16 protein-coding genes are annotated in these 22,122 nt (G+C 65.5%); 11 read left to right on the top strand and 5 right to left on the bottom strand.

Translation table 11 applies throughout. The features are described from left to right. Positions 1-10 precede the first annotated feature (10 nt). Positions 11-1,822 (bottom strand): IlvD/Edd family dehydratase, encoded by a 1,812-nt coding sequence (locus KNJ79_RS17470; protein ID WP_317152038.1) that lies wholly within the window; start codon positions 1,820-1,822, stop codon positions 11-13. A gap of 15 nt (positions 1,823-1,837) precedes the next feature. Further along, positions 1,838-2,986, bottom strand: a complete 1,149-nt coding sequence (locus KNJ79_RS17465) for an aldose epimerase family protein (RefSeq protein ID WP_317152037.1) — start codon at positions 2,984-2,986, stop codon at positions 1,838-1,840. A gap of 136 nt (positions 2,987-3,122) precedes the next feature. Between KNJ79_RS17465 and KNJ79_RS17460 the strand changes: the two genes are divergently transcribed. Beyond that, a complete protein-coding gene (locus tag KNJ79_RS17460) occupies positions 3,123-4,466 on the top strand; it encodes a sugar MFS transporter (RefSeq protein WP_317152036.1) in 1,344 nt (447 codons plus the stop codon). Between the two features lie 91 nt (positions 4,467-4,557). On the opposite strand, the gene KNJ79_RS17455 is transcribed toward KNJ79_RS17460, so the two are convergent. Next, positions 4,558-5,277 carry a FadR/GntR family transcriptional regulator gene (locus KNJ79_RS17455; protein ID WP_089215526.1) on the bottom strand — a complete coding sequence of 240 codons (720 nt, stop codon included), beginning with the start codon at positions 5,275-5,277 and terminating at the stop codon, positions 4,558-4,560. Between the two features lie 147 nt (positions 5,278-5,424). Here KNJ79_RS17455 and KNJ79_RS17450 point away from each other — a divergent pair, with 147 nt between their 5' ends. From KNJ79_RS17450 to KNJ79_RS17405, 10 genes are all read left to right on the top strand, one after another. After that, the gene (locus KNJ79_RS17450) at positions 5,425-6,954 is read left to right on the top strand and encodes an aldehyde dehydrogenase (NADP(+)) (protein ID WP_317152035.1); all 1,530 of its coding nucleotides are present in this window, start codon (positions 5,425-5,427) and stop codon (positions 6,952-6,954) included. 62 nt (positions 6,955-7,016) lie between these two features. Further along, a complete protein-coding gene (gene araD1, locus KNJ79_RS17445; protein ID WP_317152034.1) occupies positions 7,017-8,012 on the top strand; it encodes an AraD1 family protein in 996 nt (331 codons plus the stop codon). A gap of 3 nt (positions 8,013-8,015) precedes the next feature. Next, positions 8,016-8,942, top strand: a complete 927-nt coding sequence (locus KNJ79_RS17440) for a Gfo/Idh/MocA family protein (protein ID WP_317152033.1) — start codon at positions 8,016-8,018, stop codon at positions 8,940-8,942. A 25-nt stretch (positions 8,943-8,967) separates the two neighbouring features. Beyond that, positions 8,968-10,533, top strand: a complete 1,566-nt coding sequence (locus KNJ79_RS17435; protein WP_317153945.1) for an alpha-N-arabinofuranosidase — start codon at positions 8,968-8,970, stop codon at positions 10,531-10,533. After that, positions 10,530-11,537 carry an arabinan endo-1,5-alpha-L-arabinosidase gene (locus tag KNJ79_RS17430; protein WP_317152032.1) on the top strand — a complete coding sequence of 336 codons (1,008 nt, stop codon included), beginning with the start codon at positions 10,530-10,532 and terminating at the stop codon, positions 11,535-11,537. Before KNJ79_RS17435 ends, KNJ79_RS17430 begins: the two co-directional genes overlap by 4 nt. Positions 11,538-11,580: 43 nt before the next feature. Further along, positions 11,581-13,023, top strand: a complete 1,443-nt coding sequence (locus tag KNJ79_RS17425) for a glycoside hydrolase family 43 protein (protein ID WP_317152031.1) — start codon at positions 11,581-11,583, stop codon at positions 13,021-13,023. Between the two features lie 189 nt (positions 13,024-13,212). Next, positions 13,213-16,008 (top strand): TonB-dependent receptor, encoded by a 2,796-nt coding sequence (locus KNJ79_RS17420; protein ID WP_317152030.1) that lies wholly within the window; start codon positions 13,213-13,215, stop codon positions 16,006-16,008. A 106-nt stretch (positions 16,009-16,114) separates the two neighbouring features. Then, positions 16,115-16,240 carry a hypothetical protein gene (locus tag KNJ79_RS17415; RefSeq protein ID WP_281252657.1) on the top strand — a complete coding sequence of 42 codons (126 nt, stop codon included), beginning with the start codon at positions 16,115-16,117 and terminating at the stop codon, positions 16,238-16,240. A gap of 189 nt (positions 16,241-16,429) precedes the next feature. After that, positions 16,430-18,190 carry a class I adenylate-forming enzyme family protein gene (locus KNJ79_RS17410; protein WP_317152029.1) on the top strand — a complete coding sequence of 587 codons (1,761 nt, stop codon included), beginning with the start codon at positions 16,430-16,432 and terminating at the stop codon, positions 18,188-18,190. A 131-nt stretch (positions 18,191-18,321) separates the two neighbouring features. Then, positions 18,322-20,076: a GGDEF domain-containing protein gene (locus KNJ79_RS17405; protein WP_317152028.1), complete on the top strand. Its 1,755-nt coding sequence runs from the start codon at positions 18,322-18,324 to the stop codon at positions 20,074-20,076. Between the two features lie 10 nt (positions 20,077-20,086). On the opposite strand, the gene KNJ79_RS17400 is transcribed toward KNJ79_RS17405, so the two are convergent. Then, positions 20,087-20,815 carry a hypothetical protein gene (locus KNJ79_RS17400; protein ID WP_245836610.1) on the bottom strand — a complete coding sequence of 243 codons (729 nt, stop codon included), beginning with the start codon at positions 20,813-20,815 and terminating at the stop codon, positions 20,087-20,089. 14 nt (positions 20,816-20,829) lie between these two features. After that, positions 20,830-22,035: a toxic anion resistance protein gene (locus tag KNJ79_RS17395; protein ID WP_317152027.1), complete on the bottom strand. Its 1,206-nt coding sequence runs from the start codon at positions 22,033-22,035 to the stop codon at positions 20,830-20,832. Positions 22,036-22,122: the final 87 nt, after the last annotated feature.

Genomic DNA, 22,122 nt, shown 5'->3' with positions numbered 1-22,122 from the left:
GGTCCCTTTCTCAGTGATTGTCGCGGGGCAGGCCCATCGTCTGGGCGATGCGCTGATATTTTTCGGCCCCTTCGAGGATGGCGCCGGTATTCATCTGGCCGACGATATTGCGCTGGATCTCCTGCCAGGGAGTCTGCGAAGCCGGATAAGGATAGCCGCCTTGCGCCTTGAGGGCGGCCCGCCGCTCGTTCAGTTCCTCGTCCGAAATCAGCACATTGACCGTGCCCTTGCCGAGGTCGATGCGCACGCGGTCGCCCGTGCGCAGAAGGGCGAGCCCACCCATTGCCGCGGCCTCCGGGCTGGCGTTGAGGATCGAGGGACTGCCGCTCGTGCCCGACTGGCGGCCGTCGCCGATACAGGGCAGCGCCGAAACGCCTTCGGTGATGAGGTAGGCGGGCGGGCGCATGTTCACCACTTCGGCGGCGCCGGGGTAGCCGATGGGGCCGGCGCCGCGCATGAACATCAGCGTCTCGCGCGTGATACCGAGCGCGGGGTCGTCGATGCGGCGGTGATAGTCCTCCGGCCCGTCGAACACGATCGCCGGTCCTTCGAAAGCGTCCGGATCATCGGGGTTCGAAAGATAGCGGTCGCGGAACTCGTCGCTGATGACGCTGGTCTTCATGATCGCGGCATCGAACAGATTGCCGCTCAGGACCAGGAAACCGGCGTCCTTGCGCAGCGCTTCATCGAACGGCTTGATGACGCGATCGTCCTCGATGGTCGCGTCGCGGCAGTTGTCGCCGATCGTGCGGCCGTTCACGGTCATCGCCTGCTCGCGGATCAGCCCCTGCCCGATCAACTGTGCAACCACCGCGGGCACGCCGCCGGCACGGTAATAATCCTCGCCCAGATATTCGCCGGCGGGCTGCAGATTCACCAGCAGCGGAATCCTGTGGCCGATGGTCTCCCAGTCCTTGAGCGGCAGGTCGACGCCCATATGGCGCGCGATGGCGGCCAGATGGATGGGCGCATTGGTCGATCCGCCGATCGCCGAATTGACGGCAATCGCATTGTGAAACGCATCGAGCGTCAGAATGTCGGAGGGTTTGAGATCCTCGTGGACCATCTCGACCACGCGCTTGCCGGTGCGATAGGCGCATTCCTGCCGGTCCCGATAGGGGGCCGGAATGGCGGCCGAACCGGGCAGCATCATGCCCAGCGCCTCGGCGAGCGAATTCATCGTCGTGGCGGTGCCCATCGTGTTGCAATAGCCGGTCGAGGGCGCGGACGATGCGACCAGCTTGATGAAGCCTTCCTCGTCCAGTTCGCCGGCGGCGAGCAACTCGCGACCCTTCCACACGATCGTGCCCGATCCCGTCCGCTCGCCCTTGTGCCAGCCGTTGAGCATCGGCCCGACCGACAGGGCGATCGCCGGAATATTCACCGTGGCGGCGGCCATCAGCAGCGCCGGGGTCGTCTTGTCGCAGCCGGTTGTCAGCACCACGCCGTCGATCGGATAGCCATAGAGCGCTTCGACCAGCGCGAGATAGGCCAGATTGCGGTCGAGGCCCGCGGTCGGGCGCTTGCCCGTTTCCTGAATCGGATGGACGGGGAATTCGATGGCGATCCCCCCGGCCTCGCGAATACCCTCGCGGATGCGTTCGGCCAGGACGAGGTGATGCCGGTTGCACGGGCTGAGGTCGCTGCCGGTCTGGGCGATGCCGATAATCGGCTTGCCCGACCGCAATTCCTCGAGGCTGAGCCCGAAATTCAGATATCGCTCGAGGTAGAGCGACGTCATGTCGATATTGTCGGGATTGTCGAACCAGGCGCGCGATCGCAGCTTCGCTGACGGCGTTCCGGGTGATTTGCGGTTTGTCATGAAAGTCCGTTTCGATCAGCGCGAAGTGGAAAGACGATAGATCATGACATGTCGGTAAGGCTTGCCGGGATCGACGCGGGCGGAAACGAAATCGGGATGGTTGGGCGCATCGGGAAATTTCTGCGGTTCGAGCGCGATGCCGTCGCCCATCCGGTAGAGATGTCCCTGCTTGCCGATCAGCGTCCCGTCGAGGAAATTGCCGGAGTAGAACTGCACGCCGGGTTCGGTCGTCAGGACTTCGAGGACGCGGCCGGACGCCGGATCCTCGAGCCGCGCCGCGAGCTCCGGCCTGGCGGTCACGCCCTTGTCGAGCGCGAAATTATGGTCGTAGCCGCGGCCATAGACGATCTGCTGATCGGTGCCGTCGCGCAATCCGTCGGCGACGCGGCGCGCCTGGCGGAAGTCGAAGACACTTCCTTCGACCGGGCGCAATTCGCCGGTCGGGATCAGATTGGCGTCGACGGGGGTGAAGTGACTGGCGGGAATCGTCAGCATCTGACCCATCGCTCCGTTGCCCGACCCCTCGCCCGCCATGTCGAAGATCGCATGGTTCGTCATGTTGATGACCGTCGGCTTGTCGGTCTTCGCTTCGAAAGCGATGCCCAGATTTCCGGCTTCATCGAGGGTGTAGGTGACGGTCGCGACAACGCGGCCCGGATAGCCCGAATCGCCGTCGGGGCTGACATGCCGGAGCACGACGCTCGCGGTCGGGCCGGACTTCGTCGAGACGACATCCCAGGCGGTCTTGTCGAAGCCATGATCCCCGCCGTGCAGGCTGTTCCGGCCGTCGTTGAGGGGGAGCTGATAGGTTTTTCCGTCGAGCGTGAAGCGCCCGCCGGCGATGCGATTGGCATAGCGGCCGACCGTCACGCCGAAATAATTGGGATGCTCGACATAGTCCGACAGCTCGTCATAGCCGAGGAGGACGTCGGCAATCTTGCCATTGCTGTCCGGCGCGAGGAGCTTCTGCAGCGTCGCCCCATAGGAGAGGACCGTGGCGGAAATGCCATTGTCGGCGGTCAGCGTGATCGCGCTGACCTGGGTGCCATCGGCCAGAGTTCCGGCGATTTCGCGCTTGACCTCGGCGGCATGGGCGGCCGGACAAAGTCCTGCCACCATCGCTGCCATGGCTGCGCCGGCCAGCGCCTTTTCCAGTTTTCTCATAGCTGATCGCTCCAAACCCCCGGTGGAAACATCGCGGCCCATTGACGGGACCTGCACCGCGATATAGTCCGACAAATGGAAAAGGTGCAAGCCGGTTCGCAAACGAATTCATGCGTACCCGATCGAGAGGATAATCATGCCCACACTTGTCTCGTCGTCCGGCGATGCCGCCGAAAACGCGCAGGAGCCCGGAATCCGTTACGGAAGGCCGCTTGCTCTGCTTGCGAGCCTCTTTTTCATGTGGGGGTTCATCACGGTCATCAACAACACGCTGCTTCCTCATCTGCGCAGCGTGTTCGAGCTTGATTATACACAGACGACGCTGATCGAATCGGTGTGGTTCATCGCCTATGCGGTCGCCTCCATGCCGTCGGCCTTTTTGATCGAGCGCGTCGGCTATAAGAGGGCGATCATCATCGGGCTCCTGATCATGGCGGCCGGTGCGCTGGGCATGGTCCCGGCGGCCCGCATCCCGTCATACGAGATCACCTTGCTCGCGCTGTTCGTGATCGCGTGCGGCATCGCGCTCTTGCAGGTTGCGGCCAACCCCTATGTCGCGGTGATCGGACCGCCGGAATCGTCGGAATCGCGCCTCACGCTGGTGCAGGCGTTCAATTCGATGGGGACCTTCTTCGCGCCCTATTTCGGCGGCTATCTCATTCTCAGCCGGACGACCGGGGGCAATTCGCTCGAGGGCGCGCAGCTCACCGCGGCGGAGCGGCTGGCCGACGCGCAGGCGACGCAGCTGCCCTATGTCATGGTCGCGGCGGTGCTCGTCATCATCGCCCTGGTCTTCTGGCGCGCGAAGCTGCCCGCTCTGGGAGCGGCAACCCGCCGCGCCCATGCCTCCGAGCGCACGACCGTCCCGCTGTGGAAGCTTTGGGCGCACCCGATCTACAAGCATCGCAATCTGGCCTTCGGCATCCCTGCGATCTTCATTTACCTGATCGCCGAAATCGGCGTCGCGAACCTCTTCATCAATTTCGCCATCCTGCCCGAGATCGCGGGCATCACCCCCGCCAAGGCAGCCAATTATCTCGTGCTGCTGTGGGGCGGAATGATGGTCGGCCGCTTTGCCGGGGCCTTCATCATGCGCGCCTTTCCCGCCAACAAGGTGCTCGCCGTCTATGCCTCGGCCGCCTTTCTGGTGATGATCGGCGCCGCCACCCTGCATGGGCCGGTCGCGATGTGGTGCCTGATCCTCGTCGGACTGTGCCATTCCATCATGTTCCCGGCGATCTTCGCAATGGGGATCAAGGGCCTCGGTCCGCTGACCGAAGAGGGCTCGGGCCTGCTGATCATGGCGATCGCCGGCGGCGCGCTCGTCGTCGTGCAGGGCTGGCTCGCCGACACCGTCGGCCTCCAGAACAGCTTCTGGCTCACCGTCGCCTGCGAACTCTACGTCCTCTTCTACGCCTTGTGGGGCTCAAAACCCACCAACGCCCTGCCTGGCGAGGTGCTGGAGACGCCCGCCTCCTGACGTGCGGCTTGCAGAGAGCTGATCCAGAGCGGGCCGGCGGCGCCGTCGCCGGCCCGTCGCCGGGGCCGGAAAGGCTCTCGCTTCGTCCGCTTCAGCCGGCCATGGCGCTGCGCGTATCTTCGAGCGCAAGGTCGATGAGCGAATTCATCGCCTCTGCGGCGCCATCGCCGTCGCCGGACACGATGGCGTCATACACGCGGACGTGATCCGGGATCGGATTGCGCGGCAGCGCGCGCGCGCGTTGCTTGAACTGCGTCGTCCAATTCACCGCGGCGCTGATGCTTGCGCTCAGCACCATCAACGCCTGATTGCCGGTGGCATGCAGAATCGCATTGTGAAAATCCCTGTCGGCGGCGCGCCCGGCCTCGGTGGTCAGCGTGTGCCGGCGCATGTCGGCAAGCGCGGTCTTCATGATCTTGAGGTCGGCCTTGTCCCGCCGCTGCGCCGCCAGCCGGGCGGCGGCCGGTTCGACGATGGCGCGCAGTTCGAACAGGCTGCGCACAAACTCGATGTCGGGCTCCCCGGCGAAGGCCCATCCGAGCACTTCGGGATCGAGCAGGTTCCAGCGCTCGCGCGGCAGCACGCGCGTTCCGGCCTTCGGGCGGCTCGCCACCAGTCCCTTGGCGGTGAGCACCTGGATCGCCTCGCGATAGGCGCTGCGGGAGACCTGCAGCTCTTCGGCAAAGGCCACTTCGCCGGACAGGACATCGCCGGGCGCATATTTGCCCGACAAGATGTCGGTGCCCAGCCTGTGTGCGATGGCGCCGTGCAGGCGCCGGCCGGGGCCGCGTTCCTCCCCCGGCTTCGCCATTTCCTTTTCCTTGCCCGGTTCAGCCTTTGTCACGATTTCAGCTACCTCCGCCACCAGACCCTAACAGCCCGCCCGCAGGGAAGGAACGACAAAGATTGCGTTTGGCGCTCACTCGAAATATGTCGGAGTAAATAAGGAGCCCCTCAAATGTCAGATTTCCATTCCATCGCCGCCGAAACGGGTCAACCCCATGGCGAGCCGCTCAAGGTCGACAGTTCCGCAGATGTTGCGGAAGCCTGCAGGAAAGCCGACGCCGCGTTCGACGCCTATCGCGCGACCGGCCGCGAGGAGCGTGCCGCCTTTCTCGAGCGAATCGCCGAGGAAATACTCGCCATCGGCGATTCGCTCATCGAGGCGGCCATGACCGAAAGCGGCTTGCCGCGCGCGCGCCTCGAAGGCGAGCGCGGGCGCACCGTCGGCCAGCTTCGCCTGTTCGCCGATGTGGTGCGCAAGGGCCGCTGGCAACAGCTTCGTATCGACCCCGCCATGCCCGATCGTCAGCCGCTGCCGCGGCCGGACCTGCGCCTTCGCATGATTCCGGTCGGTCCGGTCGCCATATTCGGCGCTTCGAACTTTCCGCTCGCTTTCTCGACGGCCGGCGGCGACACCGCTTCGGCGCTGGCCGCCGGCTGCCCCGTCGTCGTCAAGGGGCACCCCGCTCACCCGATCACCGGCGGGCTGGTCGCACAGGCGATCGCCAGCGCGGTGGCCGCCTGCGGGCTTCCCGAAGGCGTTTTCCAGCATCTTTCCGGCCCCTCGAACGATCTGGGTGCGGCGCTCGTCGATGATCCGCGGATCATGGCGGTCGGCTTCACCGGCTCGCGCGCCGGCGGCCTGGCGCTCATCGGAATCGCGCAGGCCCGCGACGTTCCGATTCCCGTCTACGCCGAAATGTCGAGCATCAATCCCGTCCTGTTGCTGCCCGAGGCGCTGAAGGCGCGCGGCGAGGCGCTCGGCGCGGCGTTCGTCGGCTCGCTCACCATGGGGGCCGGCCAGTTCTGCACCAACCCCGGCCTCGTTCTGGCGGTCGAAGGCGAGGGGCTCGACGCCTTTATCGCCGCAGCTGCGGAAGCCGTGACGCAAGCGCAGCCGCAGACGATGCTGACCGTCGGCATTCGCGATGCCTATGCGAGAGGCGTCGCGACCCTCGCCGCATGTCCGGGCGTCGAGACGGTGGCGCGCGGCGCAGAAGGCGACCGCACCCGCGGCGACGCCGTCCTGTTCCAGACGACCGGCGAAGCCTTCCTGGCCGACAGCGCGATGGGCCACGAGGTTTTCGGCGCGGCCTCGATCGTCGTGCGTTGCAAGGACGAAGCCGAACTCGCCAGGGTCGTTGCCGGACTCGAAGGCCAGCTCACCGCCACCCTCCACATGGACTCCGCCGACGCAGGCATGGCTGCGCGCCTTCTGCCGATACTCGAGCGCAAGGCGGGCCGGATCCTCGCGAACGGCTGGCCGACCGGCGTCGAAGTCTGTCATGCGATGGTTCACGGCGGCCCGTTTCCGGCCACGTCCGATCCGCGTACCACCTCGGTGGGCAGCCTGGCCATCGACCGCTTCCTGCGCCCGGTCAGCTATCAGAATATCGCCCAGGACGTCCTGCCCGATGAACTGCGCGACAGCGCCATCGGCGACGGCGCCCCCCGCCTGATCGACGGCACGCTCAAGCTCGACTGACACCAGCCATCTTACCGCGGCGCGCCCGGCGAAAGGGATGCGCCGCGATCCGGGAGAGACACATGACTTATCTTCGCCTGCTTCAGCATCGCGCGGCCGACGGCTCGCGGTCGGTCATTCTTGCCGAAGGCGACACGGCGCATTTCCTTCCGGGCGTGACGTCGGTCCGCGAATTGGCGCAGCGGGCGATCGCGGCGGGTGAAACGCTGGCCGACACTGCCCGGGCCTGCGGACAGGGCGCAGACGTCGACATTCGCGCCGAATTTGACGCGGGCCGCCTGCTGGCGCCGATCGACCATGCGGACGCGGCGCACCTGATCCTGTCGGGCACCGGCCTGACGCATCTCGGCTCGGCCGAGGGCCGCGACAAGATGCACCGCGAGGCCGCGGCGAGCGAGAAGCAGACCGATTCGATGCGCATGTTTCTGGAAGGCCTCGAAGGCGGCAAGCCTGCTCCCGGTGAAGTCGGGCAGCAACCCGAATGGTTCTACAAGGGCGACGGTTCGCAGCTCGTCGGCCCCCGGGACCCGCTCCCGATGCCCGCCTTTGCCAAGGACGGCAGCGAGGAACCCGAAGTCGCCGGCATCTATATCGTCGGCGAGGACGGCACTCCCTATCGGCTCGGCTTTGCGCTGGCCAACGAATATTCGGACCATGTGACCGAGCGGCACAACTACCTCTGGCTCGCGCATTCGAAGCTGCGCCGCGCCGCATTGGGCGCGGAACTGCTGCTCGGCACGCCGCCCGCGGGCATCGAGGGCACCAGCCGTATCCGGCGCGGCGGGGAACTGCTCTGGGAAAAGCCGTTCCTGTCGGGCGAGGCGAATATGTCGCACACGATCGCCAACCTCGAGCATCATCATTTCAAATATGATCTCTTTCGCCGGCCGGGCGACATTCACGTCCATTTCTTCGGCACCGCGACGCTGTCGTTCAGTGACGGGGTGACGACGCAGGAAGGCGACGTCTTCGAGATTTCGGCCTTCCCCTTCGCGCTGCCGCTCGCCAATCCGCTGGTGCGCGCCGATGCCCCCGCGGTCGCGGTCAAGGCGCTCTGAACGATGGACCCGATCCGCATCGCCGTCGTCGGTCTCGGCAAGATCGCCCGCGACCAGCATCTGCCCGCCATCGCCGGCAACGCCGCCTTCAGCCTGGCGGCGACCGTGAGCCCGCACGATGCGGGCAGGGAGGGCGTTGCCCATTTCGCCAGCCTCGGCGACCTGCTCTATGGCGGACCGGCGATTGATGCCGTCGCCCTCTGCACCCCGCCGCAGGTGCGCTACGATCTGGCGGCGCTGGCGCTGAAGCGCGGCGTTCACGTCTTCCTCGAAAAACCGCCGGGGGCGACGCTGAGCGAGGTGGTCGCGCTGCGCGAGCGGGCCGACAAGGTCGGCGTCACGCTTTTCGCCGCCTGGCATTCGCGCTTTGCCGCAGGCGTGGCGCCGGCGCGGGCCTGGCTTGCCGAACGCACGATCCAGAAGGTCTCGATCGTCTGGCGCGAGGATGTGCGCGTCTGGCATCCCGGGCAGGCGTGGATCTGGGAACCCGGCGGCCTCGGCGTATTCGATCCGGGGATCAACGCCCTGTCGATCCTCACCCATATTCTGCCGCGTCCGGTCTTCCTCGAGGACGCCGCGCTCAGCATTCCGGAAAATCGGGCCGCGCCGATCGCAGCCGAACTGCGCTTTCGCGACACCGCGGGGGCGGACATTCACATGGATCTCGACTGGCGCCAGACCGGGCCGCAAAGCTGGAACATCACGGTCGAAACCGACGCGGGAACGCTCAAGCTGTCGAGCGGCGGCGCGGTGCTGACCCTGCCCGGCGGGACCGAGCATAATGAGGACCTCGAATATCCCGGCCTCTATTCGCGCTTCGCCAATCTGATCCGCGGCGGGCGCAGCGATGTCGACATCGACCCGCTCCGCCTCGTTGCCGACGCCTTTCTGCGCGGACGGCGCGAGAGCGTCGAACCCTTCAACGACTGACCCCTTGCGGGGAGGAGAGACCATGATGCTGAGGACGCTTCGCCACACGGCGACATTTCTGCTGTTGGGCGCCGCCGCGTTCGCGGGGGCGGCGCAGGCCGATACCGGAGGAAAGCCGACGACGGCGGTGATCCACGCCGATGCGCCCGGGCCGGTCTATAACAAGGAGATCTTCACGCAATTCGCCGAGCATCTGGGCAACGGCATTTATGGCGGCCTGTGGGTCGGGACGGACAGCAAGATTCCCAACACCAACGGCTTTCGCAACGACGTCGTCAGCGCGCTGCGCAATCTGTCGGTCCCGGTCATCCGCTGGCCCGGCGGCTGTTTCGCGGACGAATATCACTGGCGCGAAGGCATCGGCCCGCAAGGCGAGCGTCCGGTCAAGATCAACACCCATTGGGGCGGCGTGACCGAATCCAACAGCGTCGGCACCCACGAATTTTTCGAGCTTGTCCGCCAGGTCGGCGCCCAGGCCTATGTCGCGGGCAATGTCGGCAACGGATCACCGCGCGAGATGGCCGAGTGGGTCGAATATATGACGGCGCCGGCCGGAAGCCTTGCCGACGAACGCGCGAGGAACGGCCACAAGGGGCCCTGGTCGGTTCCCTATTTCGGCGTCGGCAACGAGCTTTGGGGCTGCGGCGGCAATATGCGTGCCGAATATGCGGCCGATGTGACGCGCCGCTATGCCACCTTCATCAAGGCGCCGGCGGGCACGAAGATCCTGAAGATCGCGGCGGGGGCGAACGTCGACGATTATAACTGGACCGAGACGATGATGCGCGTCGCCGCGTCGACGCTCGACGGCCTGTCGCTCCATTATTATGTGCTTCCCGGCGGCGGCTGGCCGCCGCGCGCGCCGGCGACCGGCTTCGACGAAAGCGCCTGGGCCGATACGCTTCATCAGGCCTGGCGCATGGACGAGCTGATCGCCCGGCACAGCGCGATCATGGACAAATATGATCCCGAAAAGCGCATGTTTCTCGCGGTCGACGAATGGGGCGCATGGTATGCGCAGGATCCGGGAACGCATCCGGGCTTCCTGCGTCAGCAGAATACGTTGCGCGACGCGCTGATCGCCGCGATCAACCTCGACATTTTCGCCCGGCACGCCGACCGCGTCCGCATGACCGCCATCGCCCAGATGGTGAATGTGTTGCAGGCGATGATTCTGACCGACGGCGACAAGATGGTCCTGACCCCGACCTATCATGTCTTCGAGATGTACAAGCCTTGGCAGGACGCCACCGTGTTGCCGATCGACATCGACACGCCGACCTATACCAAGGGTCAATATAGCCTGCCGGCCGTCAGCGGTTCGGCGGTGAAGGGCCGGGACGGCAAGGTCCATATCGGACTGTCGAACGCCGATCCCACCGAGCCCAACAGCGTGACGATCGCGCTCGACGGCGTGGCCGCCCGGCAGGTTTCGGGCCGCATCCTGACCGCCGCCACGATCGACGCGCACAACAGCTTCGATGCCCCGCAGGCGGTCCGGCCCGCGCCCTTCTCGGGGGCGAGCATCAAGGGCGGCAAGCTTGTCGTGACCTTGCCGGCCAAGTCGGTGGTCGTGCTCGAACTGCAATGAGGAGGACGCTTCTCCTCGCCGCGGCGCTCGGCCTGGCCGTGCCCGCTTCCGGCGCCGCCGGGCAGCAGGTCGCGGCTGGTCCGAACGATCGGCTGTCGGGCGATCTGACCGCGCACGATCCGGCGATCATTCGCGAAGGCGACACCTATTATGTGTTCAGCACGATCGGCAAATATGTGGGAATCAAGACCTCGCGCGATCTCGCGCAGTGGAAGGACGCCGGCGCGGTCTTCGCCGAGATTCCGGCGTGGGCCAGGCAGGCCATCCCCGGCGCCGAAGGCCTATGGGCCCCCGACATATCCTATGTGAACGGCGAATATCGGCTCTATTATTCGGTCTCGACCTTCGGCTCCAACCGCTCGGCCATCGGCCTTGCGACCAGCCCCACGCTCGATCCGAACGCCCCGGATTACGGCTGGAAGGATCATGGGCTCGTCGTCATGTCCACGGCCGAGGACGATTTCAACGCGATCGATCCGAACCTCGTCGTCGATGCCGAAGGACGCCAGTGGCTGGCGCTCGGAAGCTTTTGGAGCGGGATCAAGCTCTTCGCGCTCGATCCGGCGACGGGCAAGCCGGCGCCGGGAAGCGAGCCCTATTCGATCGCGCGGCGGATCGCGCCCGCCGGCGGACCGGCGGCGATCGAAGCGCCGTTCATCATCGGCCACGGCGGCTGGTACTATCTGCTCGTTTCCTATGATTATTGCTGCAAGGGCGCGAACAGCACCTATTATACGGTCGTTTCGCGCTCGCGGCGGATCACCGGTCCCTATCGGGGCAAGGACGGCAGCGAGATGATGGCAGGCGGGGGGACGATCTTCCTGCGGGCCGACCTGCAGGAACAGCAGCGGTTTCGCGGCCCCGGTCATGCCGGCGCCTTCACCGACACGGACGGGACGACCTACGTCGTCTATCACGCCTATGACAAGCAGCGGAACGGTGCCCCGACCCTGCGTATCGCGCGCATCCGGTGGAGCGCGGACGGCTGGCCGGTCGCCGAATAGGGCAATCCCCAGCGGGCGGCCATTCAACTTGGGAGAGGACAAGATGCAATTCGGAATTTCGCGTCGTGCTTTCGCGGCCGGTGCCGCTCTGTTGCCTGTCGCCTGCTCGCGAGCTGGCAGTGCCTTGCCGGCCGCCGCCACCGGCGGCTCCGCGGCGCCGCTTCCCGCCCTTTCCAATCCGCTCGTGAAGCAGCGGGCCGACGCCCAGATCTTCCGGCACGAAGACGGCAACTATTATATGACCGGGTCGGTCCCCGAATATGACCGCCTCATCCTGCGCCGCTCGCGCACGCTTGCCGGGCTGGCCGACGCCGAAGAACGCGTCCTGTGGCGGCACGAGGCGAGCGGGCCGATGTCGGGCTTCCTGTGGGCGCCCGAACTGCATTTCGTCGGCGGGCGCTGGATCGTTTATTTCGCGGCCGGTCCCAGCGGCGGTGGCGAGGATGTCTTTCGCATCCGTACCTATGCGGTGATATGCGACGGCCCCGACCCGATGACGGGGAATTGGACGGTGCTCGGCCAGTTCGACGCGCCCTGGGACAGCTTCAATCTCGATTCGACGATCTTCACGCATCGCGGGACGCAATATTTCGCCTGGGCGCAGCGCGAGCCGGGCATCGAGACGAATTCGAATCTCTATATCGCCCCGCTGGCCACACCGCTGACGCTGGCGGCGCCCGCCGCGCGGCTGACCGTGCCGGCGCTCGACTGGGAAGTGCGGGGGTTCAAGGTCAACGAAGCCCCCGCCGTGCTCGAACGGGGCGGCAAGCTGTTCATGACCTATTCGGCGAGCGCAACCGATGCGCGCTATTGCCTCGGCCTGCTCACCGCGGACGCCGATGCCGACATCATGGACCCGCATGCCTGGACCAAGTCGCCCGAACCCGTCTTTACCACATGCCCCGAAACCTCGGTCTATGGGCCCGGCCATAACAGCTTCACCGTCGACGAAGAGGGCCGCGACATGCTCGTCTATCATGGCCGCGATTATGAGGCGATCGAAGGCGACCCGCTGTTCAACCCCGATCGTCATACGCGGGTGCAGCGCCTTTACTTCGACGCGCAGGGCAATCCCGATTTCGGCGTGCCCGTGGGCAACGGCCCGTTGCCCGAACGCTTCGCGCCGGCGGGCCGGTCCGGCGTCTGGCTCGCCCATGCCGGCACGCGGGCCTTCGTCGGCTCCGCGCCGCTCGCGCAGACGCAGTTCCGTTCGCTGCCCGATGCAAACGGCGATCTGCGCCTCTCGCCCATTTTCCTGCGCGATCATTGCCTTGCTGCCACCGCGAGCGGCGGCGTCGAGATCCGGCCGTCCGCCGCGGGCGATCGCGCACCCGGCGGCGACCTGTTCAAGCGCCGGCCCGGCCCGCGCAAGGACTGCGTCATTCTCGAATCGGCCGCCTATCCCGGCAAGGCGCTTGCGCACGATGCGGGCTCGCTCCGACTGGCTCCCGCAGGCGAAGCGGCCAGTATCTGGGATATTTCATAGGCTTGATAAATCAGACTAAATAATATCCGCTTCGGGTCCATGAAGGCCATGTGTGGCGCAGATGTCGCACAAATCGGGTATAATTCCGCGCGCTAGCAGAATCGGCTTGCAAATTTTAACTCCGACAAATTATAGGCCTCACTGGTTCACGAGGCATGGTATCGGCCAGCCTCAACGGGAGGATAGACTATGGCGATCAAGCCAATCGCATTCTGCACAGCATCCATTCTGGCCCTGAGCCTCGCCGGCGTTGCCCATGCGCAAAGCCAGAGCGATCAGGGCGCTTCCGCGGCTTCCGAAGGCAATGGCCAGCCCGCGGCCGACGATATCATCGTCACCGGCGTTCGCGCCTCGATCGTCGGCGCGCTGAATGTGCGCAAGGAATCGGTGCAGATCGTCGACTCTGTCGTAGCCGAGGATATCGGTAAATTGCCGGACAATAATGTCGTCGAAGCGCTCCAGCGCGTGACCGGCGTGCAGGTGACCGACCGCGCCGGCGGCGAAGCTGCCACGGTGACGATTCGCGGCCTTCCCGATCCGTTGACGACGCTCAACGGCCGCAACATCTTTACCGCGGCGGGGCAGTCGTTCGCGTTGCAGGACATTTCGGCCAACCTCGTCAGGCAGGTCGACGTCTACAAGACCCGTTCCTCCGATCAGATCGAAACCGGCCTTGCGGGCCAGATCGACGTCAAGACGCGCCGTCCGTTCGATTTCGACGGCTTCACGGTCTCGGGTCTCGCGCGCGGCATCTATAACGAACAGGCCGACAGCTTTAACCCCAATGTCGCGCTGCTCGTCAGCGACCGCTGGGAAACCGGCATCGGCGACATCGGCCTGCTGGTCAACGGCAGCTGGAGCCGGACCAAATACCGGAACATGTCGACGACCGCGGGCGCCTTCGTTCCGTTCGCAACGGAAAATCCGCCCGCCGGATCGGGCCTCGCCCCACTCGAGCGGATATTCTCCGGCTGGCAGCCCGGCCTCGATTATGGCCTGCCTACCGCATCGGGCTCGACGATCGACTATAATGGCGTCGCCGTTCCCTATTATCTCTCGCGCGACGCCGTCTTCAGCTCGGACCTTTATGGCAAGCGCGAACGCCCGTCGGTCAATGTCGCGCTGCAATGGGCGCCGAATTCGAGCTCGGTCTATACCGCCGAAATGTTTTACGCGGGCTTCCGCGGGACGACGTTCAACTCGCTGCAGTTCAGCTTCGTCGACTGGTGGGGCAACCCGGGACCGGTCGAGCTCTATGACGGCACCAACATCGTCAAGGCGCGCACCGTCGACGATGTCTATGGCTTCAACAGCGGCGACTATGCGACGAACAAGACCGACAGCTTCGTCTATGCCCTCAACGGGCAATGGGACCTTGGCGATCGGGGCAAGATCATCGGCGACGTCGCCTATCAGACGAGCACCAACAAGGGCTCGTTCATCGCGATGCGGACCGAACGCGTCGCAAACCAGATCACCACCGACTTCAACGCCGGCGGCGGAATTCCCTCCTATCACTTCGCGGACGACAGCCTGCTGACCGATCCCGACGTCTGGACCGTTGCGCAGCTTTACGACAATGCGAACAAGGACAAGGGAAGCGCGATCACCGCCACGCTCGACGGCTATTATGAGTGGGACGAGGGCTTCATCCGCCGGGTCAAGGCGGGTCTGCGTTACGATGACCGCAAGGCAAAAAGCTATGTGCGGACACAGGATGCCGGCGTCCTGGGCGTCGCGCTTTCGACCTTGCCCGAAGACGCGCTGTTCACCAATTCGGACTTTATGAAGGGCATCGCCGACGTGCCGCGCAGCTGGGTCCTTGCCGACGGCGGCTGGCTGCACGACAATGCCGACATGGTCCGCGACCTTTATGGCCTGCCGACCTCGGAAGCGCTGTCGCTCGTCAAGACCTTCGACATCGACGAAGTGACGATGTCGGCCTATGTCATGGCCGATGGCGAGCTTTCGATCTTCGGCCGGCCGCTGCGTCTCGAAGGCGGCGTTCGCTACGTCTCGGTCACGACCGATTCGAATTTCTTCGATCGCTACAACGACGGTGCGCTGACCCGTGGCGGCAGCCAGTCGTCGAAATTCCTGCCCAGCTTCACCGCGCGCTATGAGATCACGCCCAATCTGCGGCTGCGCTTCAATTATGGCGAAACGCTCCGCCGTCCCAATTTCACGGACATCAATCCGAATTATTCGTTGACCGGCGATCTCACCAACGTGGGCTATGGCAGCGGATCGGCGGGCACCGCGGATTTGAGGCCGACGCATTCGAAGAATTACGACCTCGCGCTCGAATGGTATTTCGAACGCAACAGCGCGATCTATGTCACCGGCTTCCGGCGCGAGATTGACGGCCTTGTCGTTCCGCTGACGGTCATGGAGCATATTCCGGACAATGGCATCGTCGCGGGTGCGACCGAAAATTTCGCCATCACCCGGCCGGTCAATGCCTCCGACGGCGTGCTCAAGGGCGTCGAAATCGGCCTGACCTATTTCCCCACCTATCTGCCGAGCATCCTCGACGGCCTCGGTTTTCAGGGAAGCGTGACGATCCTCGATTCCAAGCAGAATATTCCGATGACGGACTCGGCGGGGAACATCACCGGCGAGGCGACGTCGCAATTCTTCAACGTGTCGAAATTCTCCTACAACGCCACGCTCGCTTATGACCGCGGGCCGTTCGATGCGCGCGTGTCCTATGTCTGGCGCAAGGGCTTTCTGCACAACAACGAAGCGCGCCTGTTCGCCAATCCGATCGGCGTCTGGTACCGGCCGGAAGAAAGCCTCGACGTTCAGCTGACGTGGAATGTCACCGATCGTATCGGCCTGACCTTCGATGCGACCAACCTGACCAAGTCGAAGCAGCAGAATTATTACAGGTTCGACAATGTCGGCAACGCCGATCAGTTCAACCTCGGCACGCTGCAGCTGGCACGCACCTTCGCGATCGGCGCGCGCTTCACCTTCGATTGATCCCTGACGACCGGGGGGCGGCTTGCGGGCAGCCTCCCGGTCGACACTCTGGCGGTCGCTGCCGCGGCCCTTCTCCCCTCTTGCTCTCCCGATACGGGCAGCCGCAATGGGAGCGACCGCCATCTCTCTGAAAGACCAGACCGCGAGCCCGTCGGAACGAGTGGGTTTCGACTCGCTCGACCCTGCATTGGCCGAACATGGCGTCAGGGATTTCGCCAATTTCGGCTTTTGATTCGTCGATCGGGGTGCGAATCCTTGCGGAAATCATCCGGCGTCCCTCCATGGCGAGATGGGACTGCCGCCTTGCCGTAGCGTCGCGTGGCGCGCCGCCATCATCATCTTGTCGAGCGCCGCGCGCGACCCTAACCTTGCTGCGGAATCCGCCGTGCGAGCGGCGCAAGAACGAGGATGGGAGAGCGGTATGAGCGCCAATGATCCGGCAGGCGAAGCGGTGGTGCCGCTCGATCCGGCATGGCCGAAAATGTCACTTGCGGAGGCGACCGCGCTGCTCACCGCGCCCGGCGCCAGGTTCGAGATGGAGACCGTCGAGATTCGCGGTGTCCCCACGCGCGTCTGGAAAAATGCGCCGTCCGATCTCGGCGCACTCCTCGATCTCTCGCGCACCCATGGCGAGCGGCCCTTCACGATCCTCGACGATGAGCGCGTGAGCTATGAAGCCAACTGGCGCGCCACCGCGACGCTTGCACATGCGCTCAAGGCGATGGGAGTGGCGAAGGGCGACCGCGTTGCCTTTGCGATGCGCAACCTGCCCGAATGGCCGATGGTCTTTTTCGCGATCACCACTTTGGGCGCGATCGCGGTGCCGCTCAACGCGTGGTGGACGGGCGCCGAACTCAGCTATGGCATCGCCGATTCGGGCGCGAAGATCGTCATTGTCGACGGCGAGCGTTATGTGCGGCTGCGCGAGCATCGCGGCGAGCTGCCCCTGGTCGAGCAGTGGATCGTCGCGCGCGGCGACGGGGAGGCGGGAACGCTCGCGCTCGAAACCCTTGCCGGAGCACCGCCGAGCTGGAGCGCCTTGGCCGACACTGATCGCCCGCGCGCCGATATCGACAGCGATGATGCCGCGACGATTTTCTACACCAGCGGCACGACCGGCCAGCCCAAGGGGGCGCTCGGGACGCACCGCAATCTGATGTCGAACATCCTCTCGGGCGGCTTTTCGGCGGCGCGCAGCTTTCTGCGCCGCGGCGAGCCGGTGCCCGAGCCGCAGCCGCGAACGACGCTGACCGTCATTCCGATGTTCCACGTTACCGCTTGTTCGGCGAGCCTGATGGGCGCGATGGCGGCGGGGCACACGACGATCTTCATGCGCAAATGGGACGCGGTCGAGGCGATGCAGATCATCGAGCGCGAAAAGGTCAATGTCACCGGCGGGGTGCCGACGATCGCCTGGCAGCTGATCGAGCATCCCGACCGGGCCAAATACGACCTCTCGTCGCTCGAAGCGATCGCTTATGGCGGCGCGCCCTCGGCGCCCGAGCTGGTCAAGCGCATTTACGAGGAATTCGGCGCGCTGCCCGGCAACGGCTGGGGGATGACCGAAACGATGGCGACGGTGACCTCGCACTCGTCGGAGGATTATCTGAACCGCCCGACGAGCGCCGGGCCGCCGGTCGCGGTCGCCGACCTCGAAATCCGTGCCGACGACGGCGTGACGGTGCTGCCGACGGGTAGCGTCGGCGAGCTGTGGGCGCGCGGGCCGATGATCGTGAAGGGCTATTGGAACAAGGCGCAAGCCACCGCCGAAACCTTCGTCGATGGCTGGGTGCGCACCGGCGACCTTGCGCGGCTCGATGCGGAAGGGTTTCTCTACATCGTCGACCGCGCCAAGGACATGGTGCTGCGCGGCGGCGAGAATATCTATTCGTCCGAGGTCGAGAATGCGCTCTATGAGCATCCCGCAGTGACCGACTGCGCGATCGTCGGCATTCCGCACCGCACGCTCGGCGAGGAACCGGCGGCGGTCGTGCATCTCGCGCCCGGTATGAACGCGACCGAAGCCGAACTGCAGGACTGGGTGCGCGCGCGACTCGCGGCGTTCAAGGTCCCCGTTGCCGTGCGCTTCGTCACCGACACGCTGCCGCGCAACGCCAATGGCAAGATATTGAAGAAGGATTTGAAAACGCTGTTCGCCGATCGCGAGGCCGCCGCCGCCTGATCTCGCGGCCCGCGCGCCTTTGCCTGTCCGGCCGATACCGAAGGAGCCCCGATGCCGGGTGACTGCCGTCACACCGGTTTTCCGTTTGACCGGTAAAGATATCCAAAGATATTCCGGGCATGGGGGACTTCATGACCTTTGCGCAAAGCCATTCGGTGCGACGATGGGGCGCGATGCTGTTCGCGCTCGCCTGCGTCATCGCGGCGTGCGTGGCGCGTCCCGCCGGCGCGGTGCCGCTGCGCGACGATGCGGTCTTGTGCCATGCGGAAACCAGCCTGTCTGTTGCCGATGGAGAACTGACATCGCTTGCGTTTTCCTGCGGCGACGAGCCCGCCGGCTATCAGCGCGCAAGCCTGTGGTTGCGCGCGTCGATCGACCGCTCGCCCGGCGTTCAGGCGCAGGCGATCGCGGTCCGCTATACGCGCTTCGAGCGGCTCGCGGTCGCCTTCGTCTATGCCGACGGCGCCGTTCGCTGGCAGCGGGTCCGGCGCGGCGATTATGGCGCGCACTGGCGGATCGGCGGCCAGCTTCTCTTCGAAGCGCCCGACCGTAGCGCGCCATTGGTCGCGGTGGCGATGCGATTCGACCGGCTCACCGACCATAGCCTGTTGCACCCGCGCCTGATCTCCGCGGACGAGGCGGGGCTGCAGGCCGCGGGCATGGCGGCGATGATCGGAGCGTCGCTGACCTTGCTGCTCGTCAGCGGCATCTACAGCCTGTCCCTCGCCGTCGCGGCGCGGTGCCAATATCTCGTCTGGCAGGCTGCCTGGTCGGGCGTGATGATTGTCTGGGGGGCGCTCTGGTCACAGATCCATCTTGCGATTCTGCCGGCGGCGGCGGGGACCCCTTCTGCGCGGGCGGCGACGCTGCTCGCCTGCCTCGCGATCGCAGTCGCCACCGCAAGCGCCGTAACGGCGATCGGCCGCGATCATATTTCGCGCGGGTTGCAGAGCGCGACACTGGTTTTGGGGTTCGGCATCGGGCTCGCCGGCATTCCGCTGGCACTCACGCAAAGCGGCGACCTCGGCCTCTGGGGGCAGATTCTGGGTGTCGCGATCATCGTCGATCTGCTTGCGGTCGCACTCTGCCTCGGCAGGGGCTGGCGGCGCGGTTCGGTCGAAGCGCGCGACTTCGCGCTGGCGTGGGGCCTGCCTATGGCGATGCTCGCGCTGGTGCATATCGTCGATGTCGAAGACGGCTTCTGGGGCGCAGGATCGAAGCTGCCTGTGCTCGTCGCGGCAACCTGGCAGGCGCTATGGCTCTCGGCCGCGGCGACGCGTCGGCTGTCGCACCTGCGCGTCGAACGCGACCATGCACGGGCCGCCGAAGCGCATGCGCAGGCGCTCGCGCGGCGCGACCCGCTGACCGGCCTCGCCAACCGGCGTGGCTTCGTCGAGCGCGTCACGCCGCTGCTCGCCGAGGCGCGCGCCGGCGATCTGCCCGCCGCGCTGCTGCTCGTCGACATCGACCGCTTCAAATCGGTGAACGACGGCCACGGGCACGAGGTCGGCGACGAAGTGCTTTGCCGCATCGCGCGCCGGATCGACCGCTGGGAAGGGCCGATGTGTACCGTCGCGCGGCTCGGCGGCGAGGAGTTCGGACTGCTGACGGTGGGAATGGAGGGGATCATGCTCGACCGCTTCGCCGAAAGCATCCGGCGCGAGATTGCCGCCTGCGATCATCGCGACATCATCGGAGACCGTCGCGTGACCGCGAGCGTCGGCGTCGCCGAGGCGAAACCCGCAGTCGATTTCCAGCAGCTCTATCGCTTCGCCGATGCGGCGCTTTACGAAGCGAAGCGCGCCGGACGCGACCGCGTCGATGTCCAGCGCTACGGTCGCGGCGGCAACGGCCCGCCCGATCGCGACGTCGCCCTTCTGAACTGACCGGACGGCCTCAGGAGGTTGGCGCCGCCCCGTCGTCGCTCTCCAGCCCTTCATATTTGAGCTGGAGATAGCGCTCGCGCGTCGCGAGCTTGTCGATCTCGCCCGCGGCGAGGCTGCGCGCCGCGTCGCCGATCTCGCGCTCGAGCATCCTGAGTCCGCCGAGCAGCGTGTCGTCGGGGGTGCGTCCGCCGTGCGCTTCGCCGCGCAGTCCCGCCGGGATGCGCTGGTAGCCCGCGACGAGTTCGGGCAGGTCCTCGCCGACGAGCTTGCGGATATTCGCGGCGGCCGGAGTCGCGGCGTCGAGCGTCTGAAGCTGCGGCGCGAGCAGGTCGAGCTGGACGCCGATCCCGTCGACGAGCTGGCGCGCCGGGGCGGGGAGTGCGGGGCGCTGCGCCTCGAGCCAGATTTCGGTGCGCCCCGCGAGCTGCCTGAGGTCGGCCTTCGGCAGGTCGGCTTGACGCGGCTCGGGGAAGGGCGGCCATTTGCCGAACAGCACCGCGACACCGATCAGCAGCAAGGTGACCGCCATCACCCCCGTGAAGCCGAGCGGTTGGATCACCGCGCCGAAGATCGCCGCCGCGATCAGCACCGCGCCGCCGGCCATGAACATACGGCCGATCTTCTTGAACAGATGCTGGCGTCGCAGCGCGAGGCTCTTGGTGCCGATCGGACGCCGCCGCTCGCGCGACCGTTCGATCGCGGCGCTGCCGAGCATGATCGTCTGGTCGGTCTCGCTCATCGCCATTGTCCGCCTCAGCCTTCGAGTGCGGCGAGCGGGCTCGCTTCGCCGCCGACGCTTGCCTGCGCCTGCGCTGCGCCCTCGGCGCGCGCGATATAGCCCTTCGACTTCGCAACCTCGCCCTCGAGCGCGCCAACGGTCGTCTTCATCGTGTCGAGCGCCTTGAGCTTGAAGCTGTCGATCGCGTCCATCGTGTCATAGATATTCTGGAAAGCGCGGCTCAGCGTCTCCATCGGGATCGTGCTCGACGCCGCCTGTTCGTGGATGCGCGCGGTGTTGTCCTTGAGCATCTTCGATGTGCCGTCGATGATGTTCGCCGTCGTCGTGTTCAATGCGGTGATCTGTTCGAGCACCAGCTTCTGGTTGGTCATCGCCTGCGCGACGGTGATCGCGGTCTTGAGCGCGCCCACCGTGGTGGTCGAGGCGCGGTCGACGCCCTTCACCAGCTCGACATTATTCTTTTTGACGAGGTCGAGCGCGAGATAGCCCTGCACCGTCACCGCCATTTGGGTGAGCAGGTCCTGCGTGCGCTGGCGCGCATAGAAGAGCGCGTTTTCGCGCAGAATCTTTGCCTTGGCGGGATCGGTGCCGTCGAGTTCGATCGCCTTCGCCTCGAGCCGTTCGTCGAGCGTCTTGGCGATATGCACCATCTGCTCGAGCTTGCCCATCGATTCCCACATCTTGCGCCGCTCGACGTCGATCGCGGCATTGTCCATCAAAAGCTCGTCCTTGCCATTGGCGAGCGCGGTCAGGATGCCGCTGATATGCGTCTGGGCGCTGCGGTACTGCGCGAAATAATTGCTGATCTTGCTGCCGAAAATCTTGTCGAGCAGGCCGCGCTTCGACAGCAGCTTGCCGTTCGCCGACGGGTCGAGCCGCTCGACGGTCGAGCGCAGTTCGATCAGATTCTGGCCGATATCATTGTCGCGCTCCATCGCCTTGACCGGGCGGTCGAGGAAGCGGTTCGAATGGCTCGCCGCGTCGAGCATCTCCTTGCGGCCCATATTGGTGATCTGGTCGATGCGCTTGCCGAATTCGGGGGAGTTTTCATCCTGCGCGACGAGATCGTCGATGAAGCCGTCGACGCGCTCCTCGAGCTTCGATTTCTGCTCGGCCGACAGCGGCACGAGCCCTGCCGCCTTTTCGGGGGCGAGGGGGTTCAGCGGCTCGGGCGGGGTCAGCTTCAGCTCGTCGGTTGCGGTCGCCGTCTGTTCGCTCATGTCTTTCCTTCCAACCCCTTGCCCTGGGTCCTTCTGCCTATATGGCATGCGGACCTGTGTTATTCAAGCACTACACCGCATTGCGCA

The organism is Sphingopyxis indica (genome assembly GCF_032879645.1).
GTDB lineage: Bacteria > Pseudomonadota > Alphaproteobacteria > Sphingomonadales > Sphingomonadaceae > Sphingopyxis > Sphingopyxis indica.
The sequence above is the reverse complement of the archived record's forward strand: the minus strand, read 5'-3'. Positions and strand labels throughout refer to the sequence as shown.

Coding starts and splice junctions, on each gene's coding strand:
- KNJ79_RS17465 (WP_317152037.1), bottom strand. CDS start 2,986: ATGAGAAAACTGGAAAAGGCGCTGGCCGGCGCAGCCATGGCAGCGATG.
- KNJ79_RS17450 (WP_317152035.1), top strand. CDS start 5,425: ATGTCAGATTTCCATTCCATCGCCGCCGAAACGGGTCAACCCCATGGC.
- KNJ79_RS17410 (WP_317152029.1), top strand. CDS start 16,430: ATGAGCGCCAATGATCCGGCAGGCGAAGCGGTGGTGCCGCTCGATCCG.
- KNJ79_RS17405 (WP_317152028.1), top strand. CDS start 18,322: ATGACCTTTGCGCAAAGCCATTCGGTGCGACGATGGGGCGCGATGCTG.
- KNJ79_RS17440 (WP_317152033.1), top strand. CDS start 8,016: ATGGACCCGATCCGCATCGCCGTCGTCGGTCTCGGCAAGATCGCCCGC.
- KNJ79_RS17455 (WP_089215526.1), bottom strand. CDS start 5,277: ATGGCGAAGCCGGGGGAGGAACGCGGCCCCGGCCGGCGCCTGCACGGC.
- KNJ79_RS17460 (WP_317152036.1), top strand. CDS start 3,123: ATGCCCACACTTGTCTCGTCGTCCGGCGATGCCGCCGAAAACGCGCAG.
- KNJ79_RS17425 (WP_317152031.1), top strand. CDS start 11,581: ATGCAATTCGGAATTTCGCGTCGTGCTTTCGCGGCCGGTGCCGCTCTG.
- KNJ79_RS17415 (WP_281252657.1), top strand. CDS start 16,115: ATGGGAGCGACCGCCATCTCTCTGAAAGACCAGACCGCGAGCCCGTCG.
- KNJ79_RS17470 (WP_317152038.1), bottom strand. CDS start 1,822: ATGACAAACCGCAAATCACCCGGAACGCCGTCAGCGAAGCTGCGATCG.
- KNJ79_RS17400 (WP_245836610.1), bottom strand. CDS start 20,815: ATGAGCGAGACCGACCAGACGATCATGCTCGGCAGCGCCGCGATCGAA.
- KNJ79_RS17420 (WP_317152030.1), top strand. CDS start 13,213: ATGGCGATCAAGCCAATCGCATTCTGCACAGCATCCATTCTGGCCCTG.
- KNJ79_RS17430 (WP_317152032.1), top strand. CDS start 10,530: ATGAGGAGGACGCTTCTCCTCGCCGCGGCGCTCGGCCTGGCCGTGCCC.
- KNJ79_RS17395 (WP_317152027.1), bottom strand. CDS start 22,035: ATGAGCGAACAGACGGCGACCGCAACCGACGAGCTGAAGCTGACCCCG.
- KNJ79_RS17435 (WP_317153945.1), top strand. CDS start 8,968: ATGCTGAGGACGCTTCGCCACACGGCGACATTTCTGCTGTTGGGCGCC.
- araD1 (WP_317152034.1), top strand. CDS start 7,017: ATGACTTATCTTCGCCTGCTTCAGCATCGCGCGGCCGACGGCTCGCGG.